Origin of the sequence: Bradyrhizobium genosp. L, from assembly GCF_015624485.1 — a bacterium.
GTDB lineage: Bacteria > Pseudomonadota > Alphaproteobacteria > Rhizobiales > Xanthobacteraceae > Bradyrhizobium.
In genome coordinates, this window is the sequence record NZ_CP061378.1 from 6784889 (window position 1) to 6800534 (window position 15646).

Here is a 15646-nt window from a genome sequence, read left to right on the forward strand (position 1 = left end):
CTCATGACAGTTCCGGTTTCTCCCAAGCGTTCCGCTTTGCTCGCGGCTGCCCGTGAGCGCATCCTGGTGCTCGACGGCGCCATGGGCACGATGATCCAGGGCCTGCAATATGACGAAGCCGCCTTCCGCGGCGCGCGCTTTGCGGACTTCCATCGCGACATCAAGGGCAACAACGACCTCCTGATCCTGACCCAGCCCGAGGCGATCACCGACATCCACGCCGCCTATCTGCGCGCCGGCGCCGACATCGTCGCGACCAACACCTTCTCCTCGACCTCGATCGCGCAGGCCGACTACGACATGTCGGACCTCGCCTATGAGCTGAACCTGCAAGGCGCGCGGCTCGCACGCGCCGCCGCGGAACGCGTGCGCGCCGAGGACGGCAGAGAGCGCTTCGTCGCCGGCGCGCTCGGCCCGACCAACCGCACCGCCTCGATCTCGCCCGACGTCTCCAATCCCGGCTATCGCGCGGTGACCTTCGACGACCTGCGCAAGGCCTATGGCGAGCAGGCCCGCGGCCTGCTCGACGGCGGCGCCGACCTGCTGCTGGTCGAGACCATCTTCGACACGCTGAACGCCAAGGCCGCGCTGTATGCGATCGCTGAAATCATCGAGGAGCGCGGCATCGACGTGCCCGTGATGATATCAGGCACCATCACCGACAAGTCCGGCCGCCTGCTCTCCGGCCAGTTGCCGGAAGCATTCTGGCATTCGGTGCGGCACGCGAAGCCGATCACGATCGGCTTCAACTGCGCGCTGGGCGCCGAAGACCTGCGCGCGCACATCGCCGATATCGGCCGCGTCGCCGATACGCTGGTCTGCGCCTATCCGAACGCCGGCCTGCCCAACGAGTTCGGCCAGTATGACGAGACGCCGGAATTCATGGCGCGGCTGATCGGCGAGTTCGCCGCCGCCGGCCTCGTCAACATCGTCGGCGGCTGCTGCGGCACCACGCCGGACCATATCGCGGCAATCGCAAGCGCCGTCGCCCCCCACAAGCCGCGCGCCGTGCCCACAATCGAACCGCGGCTGAAGCTCTCCGGCCTCGAGCCGTTCACACTGACCGACGCCATTCCCTTCGTAAACGTCGGCGAGCGCACCAACGTCACGGGATCGGCGCGCTTCCGCAAGCTGATCACGGCGGGCGACTACACTGCGGCGCTCCAGGTCGCGCGCGACCAGGTCGAGAACGGCGCCCAGGTGATCGACGTCAACATGGACGAGGGCCTGCTGGATTCGGAAGCCGCGATGGTGACGTTCCTCAACCTCGTCGCGGCCGAGCCGGACATCGCGCGTGTCCCCGTCATGGTGGACTCCTCGAAATTCCACGTCATCGAGGCCGGCCTGAAGTGCATCCAGGGCAAGCCGATCGTGAACTCGATCTCGATGAAGGAAGGCGAAGAGAAATTCCTGCACGAGGCGACGATCGCCAAGCGCCACGGCGCCGCCGTGGTGGTGATGGCGTTCGACGAGGTCGGACAGGCCGACACGTTCAAGCGCAAGACCGAGATCTGCAAGCGCGCCTACGATCTCTTGGTCGAGCGGCTCGACTTTCCGCCGGAAGACATCATCTTCGATCCGAACATCTTCGCGATCGCGACCGGCCTCGAGGAGCACAACAATTACGGCGTCGACTTCATCGAGGCGACGCGCTGGATCCGGCAGAACCTGCCCGGCGCGCACATCTCGGGCGGCGTCTCCAATCTGTCGTTCTCGTTCCGCGGCAACGAGCCCGTGCGCGAGGCGATGCATTCGGTGTTCCTGTATTATGCCATCAAGGCCGGCATGGACATGGGCATCGTCAATGCCGGGCAGATGATCGTCTATGACGACATCGATCCGGAGCTGCGCCAAACTTGCGAGGACGTGATCCTCAACCGCGACCCGGCTGCGTCGGAGCGGCTGCTGGCGCTGGCGGAGAAGTTCCGCGGCAAGGAGAAGCAGACCAAGGAGGCCGATCTCGCCTGGCGCGAATGGCCGGTCGAGAAGCGGCTGTCCCACGCGCTGGTGCACGGGATCACCGAGTTCATCGAGGCCGATACCGAAGCCGCGCGGCTCACGGTCGCGCGTCCGCTCAACGTGATCGAGGGGCCGCTGATGGCCGGCATGAACGTGGTCGGCGACCTGTTCGGCGACGGCAAGATGTTCCTGCCCCAGGTGGTGAAGTCCGCCCGCGTGATGAAGCAGGCTGTCGCCTATCTGATGCCGTTCATGGAGGAGGAGAAGGCGCGCAACCTCGCCAACGGCGTGACCGGCGACGGCCGCAACGCCGCCGGCAAGATCGTGCTCGCTACCGTGAAGGGCGACGTCCACGATATCGGCAAGAACATCGTCGGCATCGTGCTCCAGTGCAACAATTTCGAGGTGATCGACCTCGGCGTGATGGTGCCCGCGAGCAAGATCATCGAGACCGCGAAGGCCGAGGGCGCCGACATCATCGGCCTGTCCGGCCTGATCACACCTTCGCTCGACGAGATGAGCTTCCTCGCCGGCGAGTTGGAGCGGCAGGGCATGAACGTGCCGCTCCTGATCGGTGGCGCTACCACCAGCCGCGTGCATACGGCGGTGAAGATCGACCCGAACTACAAGAGCGGGCCGGTGGTGCACGTCAACGACGCCAGCCGCGCGGTCGGCGTCGCCTCCTCGCTGCTGTCGACGGAGAAGAAGCAGGCCTACGCCGCCGAGGTGCGCGCCGAATACGCAAAAATCTCTGCGGCGCATTTCCGCGCCCAGGCCGACAAGAAGCGGCTGAAGCTCACCGATGCCCGCGCCAACAAGGTCGCGATCGACTTTGCCGCGAAGCCTCCGAAGCAGCCGGCCTTCTTCGGGCTGAGGAGTTTTGACGCCTACGATCTCGCCGAGCTCGCGGACTACATCGACTGGACGCCGTTCTTCCAGACCTGGGAATTGACCGGCCGATACCCTGCGATCCTCGACGATCCCAAGATCGGCGAAGTCGCGCGCTCGCTTTATGCCGACGCGCGCAAGATGCTTGACACCATCATCGCGGAGAAGTGGTTCACGGCGCGGGCCACCATCGGGTTCTGGCCGGCGAATGCTGTTGGCGACGACATCGCGGTTTATGCCGACGAGACGCGGAAAGAGAGGATCGCGACCTTCCACACGCTGCGCCAGCAGCTCGAGAAGCGCGAAGGCCGCTTCAACGCCGCGCTGTCGGATTTCATCGCGCCGAAGGAGACGGGCGTGGCCGACTATATCGGCGGCTTCGTCGTCACCGCCGGGATCGGCGAGGATGCGGTCGCTGACCGCTTCAAGAACGCCAATGACGACTACTCCTCGATCCTGTGCAAGGCGCTGGCGGATCGCCTCGCCGAAGCCTTCGCCGAGCGCATGCACCAGCGCGTGCGCAAGGAGTTTTGGGGCTACGCGCCGGACGAGCCGTGGACGTCGGACGAGCTGATCCTCGAGAAATACGACGGCATCCGCCCCGCGCCCGGCTATCCAGCGCAGCCCGACCACACCGAGAAGCAGACGCTGTTTACGCTGCTCGATGCTGAGGCGACCTCCGGCGTCAAGCTGACCGAGAGCTTTGCGATGTGGCCGGGCTCCTCGGTCTCCGGGCTGTACTTCTCGCATCCGGAGAGCTTCTATTTCGGCGTCGGCAAGATCGAGCGCGACCAGGTCGAGGACTATTCCGCGCGCAAGCAAATGACGGTCGCCGAGATCGAGCGCTGGCTGGCACCGGTGCTGAACTACATCCCGTCGCAGGACGGCACCAGGGATGTGGCGATCGCCCCGGCCGCGACGCCGGCCAACGACGTGGAATTGGCCTCGCATCCGCAGGGCTGCACCTGCGCCGTGCATCTGGCGTGGCGCAAGAAGGCCGTGGGGGCGGGTTGAGGCTCTCCAAGACGTGTCGTCGCCGGGCTTGACCCGGCGATCCATCTTCCAACAAATCTTCTTGCAAGATCGATGGATGCCCGGGTCAAGCCCGGGCATGACAAGTGGAGCGTGCCCCATGCAGTTCTTCTCCTTCTGGCGATCGCTGGCGAGCTTTCGGGTGCGGATCGCACTCAATCTCAAGCAGGTGCCGGCCGAGGTGATCCATGTCGACATCGATGCCGACGCGCATCGCGCCGATGCCTATCGCAAGATCAATCCGCAGATGGCGCTGCCGGCGCTGGTGACCGACGACGGCACCGTGCTGTTCCAGTCGCTCGCGATCATCGACTACCTCGACGAGACCTATCCGCAGCCGCCGCTGCTGCCCCCCGATGCGCTCGGCCGCGCCCGGGTCCGCGGGCTGGCGCTGATCGTCGCCTGCGAAGGCCATCCGCTGTTGACGCCGCGGGTGCGGCGCTATCTCAACCGCGAGCTCGATCTGCGCGACGGCCAGCAGAGCGCCTGGTTCCGGCACTGGACGATCGAGGCACTGGCCGCGCTCGAAGGCCACCTCGCCGGCCACAAGGCAACCGGGCAATTCTGCCACGGCGATACGCCGGGCCTTGCCGACATCTGCCTGGTCGGCCATGTCACGGCGGCGATCAACCAGCAGATCAGCCTGTCGCCCTGGCCGACGGTGAAGCGCATCCACGACACCGCGATGGCGCTGCCGGAGTTTGCGAAGGCCCATCCCCGTGTGCAACCCGACACGCCGGAGGCGATGCGGGTGAAGTAGGCAACACTCTCTATATGTCGTCCCGGCGAAAGCCGGGACCCATAACCACAGAATTGTGTTGTTCGGGCAGGCTGTGGCTCCAGCGCTGCACCGCAATTGACATCAGTGGTTATGGGTCCCGGCTTTCGCCGGGACGACATGGAATTTGTGGCGCGAGGTCGGCTCCCTACCCCTTCGGCGGCGCCAGCGGTTGCACGATCTCCTGGAACGGCGGCAGCGCCTCGCAACGCGCGGCGTGGGCCTTCAGCGCGCCATAACGGGCATCGAACAGATGCGGATGCGCTTCGCCGGTGAAGCGCAGCGCGCAGGCGACCGCGATGTCGGCGTGGCCGATGCGATCGCGGAGCCAGTACGGCGTCGCGACCTGTGCGCGCTCCTTCTCCAGCACCGCGAGCACGCCCGATATCTGGGCCTCGCAGCGCTCGACCCACAGCTTGAGCTGCTCCTTGCGCAGCACCCGCTCGTAGATCAGGCTGACCGCCTTGTCGGCGAGCCCGGTCGCAAGCGAGATGATGCGCAAATGTCTGCGCCGCTCCGTGCCTGAGCGCGCGATCATCGCCCGCTCCGGCCCGAGCAGTTCGTCGAGATAATCCAGGATCGCGCCGCTTTCGATCAGCGCCTCGCCGTCATCCAGCACCAGTGCCGGCACCCGCCGCAGCGGATTATAGGCCGCGACCTGCTCGGCGTCGCCGAAGGTCGACCACGGCTTGTGCTCGAAGGGTAGCCCGTAAAGCCGCAGCGCGATCGCGGTGCGGCGGACAAAGGGTGAGTCGTATTGGCCGATCAGGAACATGTTTGCACACTCGTCATTGCCGGGCTCGACCCAGCAATCCATCGTTTCTTCCAGGATGGATGGATGCCCGGGTCAAGCCCGGGCACGACGATACGATTGGCGGGTGGCGCTTTGCGCTATCCTAGAGCATGATCCGGAAAAGTGTGAAGCGGTTTTCCGAAAAGATCATGCTCAAACAAAGAGCTAAAGCGCGATGACGATTCAACCCAATCTCATCGCGCTTTAGATGGGCCGCACCGCATTGCAACCGGGTGCGTCAGCATTTCGAAGTCGTTCTTGGCGACACCTGCTCGATCACCGGCACATGCTGCGCCACGTCGCGCGGCACTGAGCCGTCGAGCCGGGGATCATCCGCCACCTCGATCTGCCGACGGAACGCGCGGAAGCCCGAGCGCTGGTAGAATGCGACGGCGGAGGGATGATCGAAGGTGCAGGTGTGCACCCAGAAGCGACCGATGTGGTGCGACCAGGCGATCTCGATCGCGCGGTTCATCAGGAAGCGGGCGGCGCCGGTGCCGATGAAGTTTGCGGTGACGCCGAAATAGACCAGCTCGCAGTTACCGGGCTCGTGGAAATCGAGCTCGAGCAGGCCTTCGTCGCGGCCGTCAACGACGAGGGTGTAGACTTCGATGCCATCAGCGTGGATGAGCGCAGCAAGTTCGGCGTCGTTCATACGCGCGCGGGAGAACCACAGCCATTCGTCACCGACGCGGCGGTAGAGTTCGCGGTACCAGGCGAGCGCGGGTGGATCGACACGGCGCAAGCCCCACGCGCCGGGCGGATCGTCGCGCCGTGGCGGGCGCGACGTCATTTCGAGATGGGTGACGACGGCGGCGATTTTACCTGATGGGACGTCGGAGTAGCCGTCGGGCAGCATCATGTCGAGGTTCCTGTATCTGAGACCTTCCGACGGAGGGGGCATATTCCATCGAAAGGCAGCAATGGGAGCGAGCAAAGGGCCCGCCCCGTGTTCATGTTGTTCTCCCTGATGGTTGTTGTTGGTTATGCGACGTGTTCTGCCGCAAATTTGTAGAATGGGCAAAGGAGCGCAAGCGACGTGCCCACCATCCGCGCCGTGCTCGCGATGGTGGGCACGCTTGCGCTTTGCCCACCCTACGGTTCTGCGCGCGTCGCCCGCGCGCCCTATTCTCCCTCGTCGCTCGCGAGCACGCCCTTCACGGCGCGGGCCCAGCCGGCGAGCTTGCGGTCGCGCGTGGCCTGGCTCATCGCCGGGCGGAAGCGGTGCTCGAGCCGCCAATTGTCGGCGAACTTTGCCGGCTCTGGATAGACGCCCGCCTCGTAGCCGGCGAGATAGGCGGCGCCCAACGCCGTGGTCTCCTGGATCATCGGACGATCCACCGGCGCGTCGAGCAGATCGGCGAGGCGCTGCATGGTCCAGTCCGACGCCGTCATGCCGCCGTCGACGCGCAGCACGGTGTTGGCGGCGTTGGCCTCCGGCCAGTCGGTGCGCATCGCGGCCCAGAGATCGAAGGTCTGGTAGCAGACGCTCTCCAGGGTCGCATGCGCGATCTCGGCGGGGCCGGTGTTGCGGGTCAGCCCGATCAGCGCGCCGCGCACGCGCGGATTCCAGTACGGCGCGCCCATGCCGACGAAGGCCGGCACCAGGTAGACGCTCTGCATGCTGTCGGACTTGTCGGCAAGAGGTCCGGTCTCGGCGGCGTGCTTGATGATGCCGAGCCCGTCGCGCAGCCATTGCACGGCAGAGCCTGCGACGAAGATCGAGCCTTCCAGCGCGTAGGTGCGCTTGCCCGCGAGCTGATAGGCGATGGTGGTGAGCAGCTTGTGCTTGGAGACCACCGGCGTGGTGCCGGTGTTGAGCAGCGCGAAGCAGCCGGTGCCGTAGGTCGACTTCATCATGCCCGGCTCGAAGCAGGCCTGGCCGATGACCGCGGCCTGCTGGTCGCCGGCGATGCCCGAGATCGCGATCGGGCCGCCGAACAGATCGGCGGTGCTCTCGCCGAAGCGCGCGGAGGAATCCTTCACCTCGGGCAGCATCGAGCGCGGCACGTGCAACAGTCTTGCGAGCTCGTCGTCCCATTCGCCGGTGTGGATGTTGAACAACAGCGTGCGCGAGGCGTTGGTGGCATCGGTGGCGTGTACCCGTCCGCCGGTCAGCCGCCACAGCAAATAGCAGTCGACGGTGCCGAACAGCAGTTCGCCGCGCTCGGCACGCTCGCGGGCGCCCGGTACGTGGTCGAGGATCCAGGCGACTTTGGTGCCGGAGAAATAGGGATCGATGATCAGCCCGGTTTTCGCCGAGATCGCGGGCTCATGGCCCTCGGCCTTGAGTTTTGCGCAGACGTCGGCGGTGCGACGGTCCTGCCAGACGATGGCGCGGTGCACGGCCTGGCCGGTGGCGCGGTCCCACACCACGGTGGTCTCGCGCTGGTTGGTGATGCCGATCGCGGCGATGTCCCGCGCTTTGAGGCCGGCCTTCTCCAGCGCGTCACGGCACACCATGATGGTCGAGGTCCAGATGTCCTCCGGCTCGTGCTCGACCCAGCCCGAGGCCGGGAAATGCTGCGGAAATTCCTGCTGCGCCACCGCGGCAATCGAGATGTCACTGCGAAACACCATGGCGCGCGACGATGTGGTGCCCTGATCGATGGCCAGCACGAAAGACATGAGCGTTTCCCTAAAACTTCGTCCCGATGGGGATTGTGTCGACGCCAAAGGGAGCGGATTAGCGCGGGGACGTCAAGCTTGACCCGTCATTCTGAGAAGATGTGAATGCATGATTCTCGATGACGCAACATACTCGATGTCGTCCCTGCGAAAGCAGGGACCCATACTCCGCAGCGGGCGTTGTGAAAGGGACTCGTCGTCCCGGTGGTGCGCAACTATGAAATTCGGTGGTTATGGGTCCCTGCTTTCGCAGGGACGACACTGAATGTGCGGTCGCAAAAGGCCCGCTTACATCGGCCGATAGGTGCGCGTCTCGGCGGGGACGTTGACGCCGATCTTGATCGCGCCGACCGAGCGGATGATGTCGTCGCCGAGCAATTGGGCGAAGCAGGCATAGCCCCAATCGTTCATGTGCAGGCCATCGGAGATGACGAAATCGTTGATCGGGATCGCCTGCTTTTCGTGCCACTCGCGCATCACCTCGAAGCGCGGGAAGATGCCGACATGGCGCAGCGCGGCGATGCGGCCGAGCAGCTTCACCATGCCGCGCGCGCTTTCGGGGCGCTCGGTGACGCGCGGCGAATATTGCGGATCGACCAGCACGAGGTCGGAGCCGCCGGCCTGGATGCGCGCGACGCCGTCCTCGACATCCTTCTCGGTCTCGGCCGGATCGAGGTTGCGCAGCACCGCGTTGGTGCCGACCTGCCAGATCACGAGATCCGGATGGGCATCGATCACCTGGGTTTGCAGCCGCTTCATCATCTCGGGCGCATCCTCGCCGCCGATACCGCGGTTGACCACGGTGATGTCGGCGGTCGGATACTGCCGGCGCAGCTGCGTCGCGAGCCGGTTCGGATAGGTGAATTCCGGCGCCGAGGAGCCGTAGCCCTGGGTCGAGGACGAGCCGAAAGCGACGATCAGGACCGGCTTGCCGGCTGCGAGCTTAGCCGCGACATGCGGCAGCGAACCGGTGCTGTTCGCCACGCCCTTGGGCTGCAGGCAGGGCACGCGGTGGAAGATGTCGCCGGCCGACTTCGCGGCCTGTTTCAGCCGGTCGACGGCCTGCGCAGCGAAGCCCGGCTGCTGCGTCTTGGCGGCATCGGTTGCCGCAGCGGCCGTTTGCTTCGCCGTATCAGGCTTCGTTGCGTCGGGCTTCGTCGCATCAGGCTTGGCGGCCTCGGCCTTCGCACCGGGCGCAAGCGCTGCGTGCTGATCGCCTGGCGCGGTCTGCGCGCATGACGGCGCGACGGCGGTGGACACAACGAGCGCAAGTGCGGCCGCGGCGCCCAGGCCGCGCCACGCGATCACTCGAAAAGGGCGAACGAAACTCATCTACTTTCTCATGCTCTTTATTTTGCGCATGTTCCGATCGGACAACCGGTCACCACTTTTTCCGGATCATGCTCTAGTTCTGCTGCGCCGGGCCCAGATGGGCCGCATCAATCACGAATTTCGAAAGCGCCTGGCCGAGGCAGGCGTGGACTTTCTTGGCCAGGTCGACACCATGCACGGTGCTGAACAGGTCGAAATATCCCGCATCGCTCCACTGCTTCATGATCGCAAAGCGATCGAACAGCGGCACGTCGTGCTGCTGCGCCACCACCTTCAAATTGTCGAGGTAAGGCGGCGCAGAAATCATGGTTTCCGTGCGCGGGCTATATTGCAGATTGACCAGCACCACGTCGGTCCCGGCCTTCTGCAACGCAACAACGCCGTCGTCGATGGCGCTGCGGAAATCGTCGGGATCGACTGCTCGCATAGCATCGACCGTGCCGGTCTGCCAGATGACCAAAGTAGGCTTTTTTGCCTCGACAAGCTTAACGAGGGTCGCGGCCGTCTCCTCCGCGGTGCTTTTTGCCTGTAATTCTACGGATAGATCGATCACAGCCTGCGGCAGCGCCTCCTTCAGCGCAGCCTGCAGCTTGGCCGGATAGGCGCTGGCCTCGTTGTTCGGGATCGTCGAGGAGCGGCTGCCGACCACGAGCACGTTCAACGGCTGGTTGGCCTTCACCGCATCCCTGACCTTCGGCAGCACGCTCTCGCTGGAGAGGAGATAACCCGGCACGTCGCACGGCGCAGGCGGCTCGGCAGCGGGCTCCTCGGCGCACGCGGGCGCAGCCACCAGCCAAACGGCCAGCAGCGTCAGACCCAGCAGCGTCCGCGCGGACATCATGCTCCCCCTCCGGCCAGGTCGGCATTGCCGGCGCCTTTTGTTCGCGAGGCGTTTTTGTCGGCAGAGTGCTTGTACCACGAAATGATCCACGCCATGCCCCACATGATGAGGATGCCTGCGACACTGATCAAGGCGTGCAGTGCGGCACCGCCAGAGACCTCGGCAAGCACGAAATGACCGGCAAAGGCGAGGAAGACCCCGAGGCAGAATATCTCAAGCGAATGCTGGCCACACAGGATCAATGGTCGCAGCCACGGCGATTTCAAGCCCGGCCAATCCCGGGGCAGGAAGCGCACGGTGAGGGCTGCGAGCGCCAGGAAATGCGCGAAACGCAGCACGTCGAGGTCGGTCTTGTTGATCGGGTACATCCACTGCTCGATCAGCTTCGGCATGATGTGGCCGAGCTGCGGGACGTACCAGGTCAGGGTCACGAAGAACGCCGCGACCAGATAGACGATGCAGATCCACATCGTGATGTTCGACGACAGGATCCGCGACATCCGCCGCGCGCCGCCGAGCGCGCACCAGGCGCCGAACACGAACAGCAATTGCCAGGCGAATGGATTGAACGCCCAGAAGCCGTTCGGATAGGCCGAGAGGTAGAGATCGAACTGCCAGGTCAGCGCATAGAGCAGCACCGAGAGCCCGAGCGTGACGTCGGGCTTCCATTTCATCAGCCACAGGATCAGCGGCAGGAACAGCATCAGCACGATATAGAGCGGCAGCACGTCCATATTGACGGGACGGAAACGCAACAGCAGCGCCTGGACGATGGTGACATCCGGCTGCTTGAGGAAATCCATGATCCCCATTTCCTCGCTGTAGAGCGGGTTCTCGAACGAGGTCGCGACATAGGAGATCTCGGCGAGGAAGATCGTGAACAGGAAGACATGCGCGACATAGATCTGCCAGACCCGGCGCAGGATCCGCGCGGTCGCGATCACGAAGCCGCTTTCCAGCATGGCGCGGCCATAGACGAAGGCCGCGGTGTAGCCGGAGATGAAGATGAAGATCTCGGTGGCGTCGGAGAAGCCGTAATTGCGCAGGGTGAGCCAGGTGAGCAGATTGGTCGGCAGGTGGTCGATGAAGATCAGCCACAGCGCGAGGCCGCGAAACAGGTCGAGCCGCAGTTCGCGCTCGCCGGTCGCCGGCAGCGTGATCGCAGGCGCCTTCGCCGCGGCTTTCGCCTGCGCACCCTTGGTACCCTTGGCGTCAGCCGCGGGCGAACCGGCTATGGGATCGGCAATCGAGCTCATCAAACACCGTGTCGGACGCGGCAAGCCCGCGGCCCGTGCTGAAAAGATAATATCGGCCCACGACTTGCGGACAAAGCGCTGAGTGCGGCGGCATGCGGCGCGATTTAGGCCGGAACTATGTTGAAAGCGCGATGAACGGGGCCGCCCCAGGGCCGGCATTTCGTCGCCCCCTCGGCAATCGATTGGTTCCGGCGGACCAATTGGCTATGATAAGCATCGCTTTGAGCATGATCTGATCGGAAAACCACTGCACGCTTTTCCGGATCACGCTCGTCAATCACCGAAAGCGACTGCATGTACCGCGCCATTACCCGCCAGATCGAAGTCACCGTCGAGCCGAACTTCATGCCGGATCGCTCGTCGACCGAACGGGGCGAGTATTTCTGGTCCTACACGATCGTGATCACCAATTCGGGCGCCGAGACGGTGCAGCTGCGCACCCGGCACTGGATCATCACCGACGCCACCGGACGCCGCCAGGAGGTGCGCGGCGAGGGCGTGGTCGGCGAGCAGCCGACGCTCGCGCCCGGCGAGCGCTATAAATACACCTCCGGCGTGCCGCTGCCGACCGCCTCCGGCTTCATGACCGGGAGCTATCAGATGGTCTCGGAAAGCGGCGAGCGCTTCGACATCGACGTGCCGACATTTTCGCTGGATAGCCCGAGCCCGGATGGGAAAAGGGTGTTGAACTGACGCCTGCGACAACGGCAGTGCCGTAGGGTGGGCAAAGCGAAGCGTGCCCACCATCGCGAGCACAACGCGGATGGTGGGCACGTCGCTACGCTCCTTTGCCCACCCTACGACTATCTCGCTACTCCACGCCCGCTTCGTCCGGGGTGAATTCGTACACCGACGAGCAGAACTCGCAGGTGACGACCACCTTGCCGTCCTTGACCATGTCGGCGCGGTCTTGCGGCGCAAAGCTCTTCAGCATCGACGACACCGCGTCGCGCGAGCAGGAGCATTGCGCGCGCAGCGGCTGCGGGGTGAAGACGCGGACGCCGCGTTCGTGGAACAGGCGGTAAAGCAGTCGCTCGCCGGAGAGGTCGGGGTCGATCAGCTCGACATCCTCGACGGTCGAGACCAGCGACTGGCCCTCGACCCAGGCGTCGTCGTCCGGCACCTCGTGCGCAACGGTGCCCTCCGGCGCATCGCCCGGATGCAGATCGGCCTGCTTGGCGCGTTCGGGCGCCTTGGGCAGGAATTGCAGCAGGATGCCGCCGGCGCGCCAATGCAGCTTGCCGCCCTCGCCGCCGCGCATCTCCTCGCCGACGGCAAGTCGCACGCGGGTGGGGATCTGCTCCGAGCGCAGGAAATATTCGTGCGCGGCATCTTCCAGGCTGCCGCCGTCCAGCGCGACCAGGCCCTGGTAGCGGCTGGTGTTCGAGCCCTGGTCGATGGTCATCGCGAGATGGCCCTTGCCGAGCAGCTGGCCCGAGGTCTGGCCGGGCTTGAGCAAGGCCTTGTCGTAGCGCGCATAGGCACGCAGCCGGTCGGGCGCCTGGAAGTCGACGATCAGGAGCGAGACCGGGCCATCGGTCCGGGTCTGCAGGATGAAGCGGCCCTCGAACTTCACGGAGGAGCCGAGCAAGGTCGTCAGCACGATGGCCTCGCCGAGCAGCTTGCCGACCGGCGGCGGGTAATCGTGCTTGTGCAGGATCTCGTCCAGCGCAGGGCCGAGCCGGGTCAGCCGTCCGCGCAGATCGAGCGCGCCGACCTCGAAGGCCAGCACGGCATCGTCGACCGGAACCGCCGACGGCGCGCGGATCGGCGCCTCGGTGGTGATTTTGATGTCGGGGGATTGTGAAACCATGGCGCTCTATCTGGGGTCTCGGACCATGAAATAAAGGGGTTCACTCGAACAGTGGTCGTCGTCCCGGCGAAGGCCGGGACCCATAGCCGCAGGTGCGTGTTGGAGCATCGAGCTGGGGCTACAGCCTTCGCGACAACTTACAACAGTGGTTATGGGTCCCGGCCTTCGCCGGGACGACGATACCGAGTTATTGCTACGCGACCGCGTCAAAACACCAGGCCAGGATGCCCTTTTGCGCGTGCAGGCGGTTCTCCGCTTCGTCGAACACGACCGATTGCGGACCGTCGATCACCTCGTCGGTGACCTCCTCGCCGCGATGCGCGGGCAGGCAGTGCATGAACAGCGCGTCGGGTTTTGCCAGTTGCATCAGCTTGGCATTGACCTGATAGGGCTTGAGCACGTTGTGGCGGTGCTCGCCCTCCTTGTCGCCCATCGACACCCAGGTGTCGGTGACGACGCAGTCGGCGCCGCGGACGGCAGCCTCCGGATCGGTGCCGAGCATGATCGGCGCGTTGGTCGCCTTGATCCAGTCGCGCATCGGCTTCTTCGGCGCGAGCTCCGGCGGGGTCGCGACATTGAGCTGGAACTTGAAACGCTCCGCGGCGTGCGCCCAGGACGCCAGCACGTTGTTGTCGTCGCCGGTCCAGGCCACCGTCTTGCCCTCGATCGAGCCGCGGTTCTCCTCGAACGTCATCAGATCGGCCATCACCTGGCAGGGATGCGAACGCCGCGTCAGCCCGTTGATGACGGGCACGGTGGCGTGCGCCGCGAGCTCGAGCAGCGCATCGTGGTTGAGGATGCGGATCATGATGGCATCGACATAGCGCGACAGCACGCGCGCGGTATCGGCGATGGTCTCGCCGCGGCCGAGCTGCATCTCGGTGCCGGTCAGCATGATCGATTCACCGCCGAGCTGGCGCATGCCGACGTCGAACGACACCCGCGTGCGGGTCGACGGGCGTTCGAAGATCATCGCCAGCGTCTTGCCTTCGAGCGGCCGCTTGGCCTTCTCATGCGCCTTCAGCGTCGCCTTCATGGCAGCGCCCGCCGAGAGCATGTTGCGCAACTCGGCAAGCGGCAATTCGTTGATATCGAGGAAGTGGCGGACCTGCTTGCTCATCATCCCGCCGCCTTCTTCGCGGCCGCCGACAGCGTGGCGCAGGCGCGCTCGAGCGAGGCGATCGACTGGTCGATCTCGGCCTCGGTGACGATCAACGGCGCCAGGAAGCGGACGACGTTGTCGCCGGCACCGACGGTGAGCAGCTTCTCGTTGCGCAGCGCGGCGATCAGGTCGCCCGACGGCACCACCGCCTTGACGCCGATCAGCAGCCCTTCGCCGCGCACTTCAGACACCACGCCCGGATAGCGGTCGATGACGGAGGCGAGCTTCTGCTTCAGGAGCAGCGACATCTTCTGCACGTGCTCGAAGAAGCCGGGCTTGAGCATGACGTCCAGCACGGCATTGGCTGCGGCGACCGCCAGCGGATTGCCGCCGAAGGTCGAACCATGCGAGCCGGGCGCCATGCCGGAAGCGGCCTTGGCGCTCGCCAGCACCGCGCCGATCGGGAAGCCGCCGCCGAGCGCCTTTGCCAGCGACATCACGTCGGGCACGACGCCGGTGCGCTTGTAGGCGAACAATTCGCCGGTGCGGCCCATGCCGGTCTGCACCTCGTCGAAGGCGAGCAGCAGGCCGTGCTCGTCGCAGAGCTGGCGCAGCGCCTTGAAGAAGGCCTGCGGCGCGCCGCGCACGCCGCCCTCGCCCTGCACGGGCTCGATCAGGATGCCGGCGGTGTGCGGCCCGATCGCCTTCTTCACCGCCTCGATGTCGCCGTGCGGCACCTGGTCGAAGCCGTCCATCGGCGGGCCGAAGCCTTCGAGATATTTGGCCGCGCCGGTCGCTGCGAGCGTTCCCAGCGTACGGCCGTGGAAGGCACCTTCGAAGGTGATGATGCGGTAGCGCTCGCCATGGCCCTTGGAGAAGTGATAGTGGCGGACCAGCTTGATCACGCCCTCCATCGCCTCCGCGCCCGAATTGCAGAAGAACACGAAGTCGGCAAAGCTCTGCTCGCAGAGCCGCGCGGCGAGCACTTCGCCGTCCGGGCTCCGGAACAGGTTCGACATGTGCCAGAGCTTGGTCGCCTGTTCCTGCAGCGCCTTGACCATGTGCGGATGGGCGTGCCCGAGCGCGTTCACCGCAACACCGGAGGTGAAGTCGAGATAGCGGTCGCCATTGGTTGCGATCAGCCAGGCGCCCTCGCCGCGCTCGAAGCCGAGATCGACCCTGGCAAAGACGGGGAGCAGATGCGACGGGACGCTGTTGGTCATG

The 15646-nt window shown here is 65.2% G+C and carries 12 protein-coding genes; 3 read left to right on the forward strand and 9 right to left on the reverse strand.

Going from position 1 to position 15646, the window contains the following annotated elements; translation table 11 throughout:
* The first annotated feature begins 3 nt into the window (after positions 1–3).
* Complete coding sequence (gene metH, locus IC762_RS32350) at positions 4–3861, forward strand: methionine synthase (RefSeq protein WP_195786131.1); 3858 nt, start codon at positions 4–6, stop codon at positions 3859–3861.
* Between the two features lie 118 nt (positions 3862–3979).
* On the forward strand, positions 3980–4639 hold the full coding sequence (maiA, locus tag IC762_RS32355; protein ID WP_195786132.1) for a maleylacetoacetate isomerase: 660 nt from the start codon (positions 3980–3982) through the stop codon (positions 4637–4639).
* 166 nt (positions 4640–4805) lie between these two features.
* Here maiA and IC762_RS32360 read toward each other — a convergent pair whose 3' ends face one another.
* From IC762_RS32360 to IC762_RS32385, 6 genes are all read right to left on the reverse strand, one after another.
* Entirely contained in the window at positions 4806–5432 is a 627-nt protein-coding gene (locus tag IC762_RS32360) for a glutathione S-transferase family protein (RefSeq protein ID WP_195790385.1), read from the reverse strand.
* Between the two features lie 256 nt (positions 5433–5688).
* Positions 5689–6312 carry a GNAT family N-acetyltransferase gene (locus IC762_RS32365; protein ID WP_195786133.1) on the reverse strand — a complete coding sequence of 208 codons (624 nt, stop codon included), beginning with the start codon at positions 6310–6312 and terminating at the stop codon, positions 5689–5691.
* Between the two features lie 263 nt (positions 6313–6575).
* Positions 6576–8078, reverse strand: coding sequence for a glycerol kinase GlpK (glpK, locus tag IC762_RS32370; RefSeq protein WP_195786134.1), 1503 nt, complete (start codon positions 8076–8078; stop codon positions 6576–6578).
* A gap of 288 nt (positions 8079–8366) precedes the next feature.
* On the reverse strand, positions 8367–9410 hold the full coding sequence (locus IC762_RS32375; RefSeq protein ID WP_195786135.1) for an SGNH/GDSL hydrolase family protein: 1044 nt from the start codon (positions 9408–9410) through the stop codon (positions 8367–8369).
* 73 nt (positions 9411–9483) lie between these two features.
* Positions 9484–10248 carry an SGNH/GDSL hydrolase family protein gene (locus IC762_RS32380; protein ID WP_195786136.1) on the reverse strand — a complete coding sequence of 255 codons (765 nt, stop codon included), beginning with the start codon at positions 10246–10248 and terminating at the stop codon, positions 9484–9486.
* The gene (locus IC762_RS32385) at positions 10248–11507 is read right to left on the reverse strand and encodes an OpgC domain-containing protein (protein WP_195786137.1); all 1260 of its coding nucleotides are present in this window, start codon (positions 11505–11507) and stop codon (positions 10248–10250) included. The genes IC762_RS32380 and IC762_RS32385 overlap by 1 nt, the downstream gene beginning before the upstream one ends.
* A 294-nt stretch (positions 11508–11801) precedes the next feature.
* On the opposite strand from IC762_RS32385, the gene apaG reads away from it, so the two are divergent.
* Positions 11802–12200, forward strand: coding sequence for a Co2+/Mg2+ efflux protein ApaG (apaG, locus tag IC762_RS32390; RefSeq protein WP_195786138.1), 399 nt, complete (start codon positions 11802–11804; stop codon positions 12198–12200).
* 118 nt (positions 12201–12318) lie between these two features.
* On the opposite strand, the gene IC762_RS32395 is transcribed toward apaG, so the two are convergent.
* From IC762_RS32395 to IC762_RS32405, 3 genes are all read right to left on the reverse strand, one after another.
* Positions 12319–13320 carry an Hsp33 family molecular chaperone gene (locus tag IC762_RS32395; RefSeq protein ID WP_195786139.1) on the reverse strand — a complete coding sequence of 334 codons (1002 nt, stop codon included), beginning with the start codon at positions 13318–13320 and terminating at the stop codon, positions 12319–12321.
* Between the two features lie 193 nt (positions 13321–13513).
* Entirely contained in the window at positions 13514–14440 is a 927-nt protein-coding gene (gene argF / locus IC762_RS32400; protein WP_195786140.1) for an ornithine carbamoyltransferase, read from the reverse strand.
* Complete coding sequence (locus IC762_RS32405; protein WP_195786141.1) at positions 14440–15645, reverse strand: aspartate aminotransferase family protein; 1206 nt, start codon at positions 15643–15645, stop codon at positions 14440–14442. Before IC762_RS32405 ends, argF begins: the two co-directional genes overlap by 1 nt.
* Between the last annotated feature and the right edge of the window lies 1 nt (position 15646).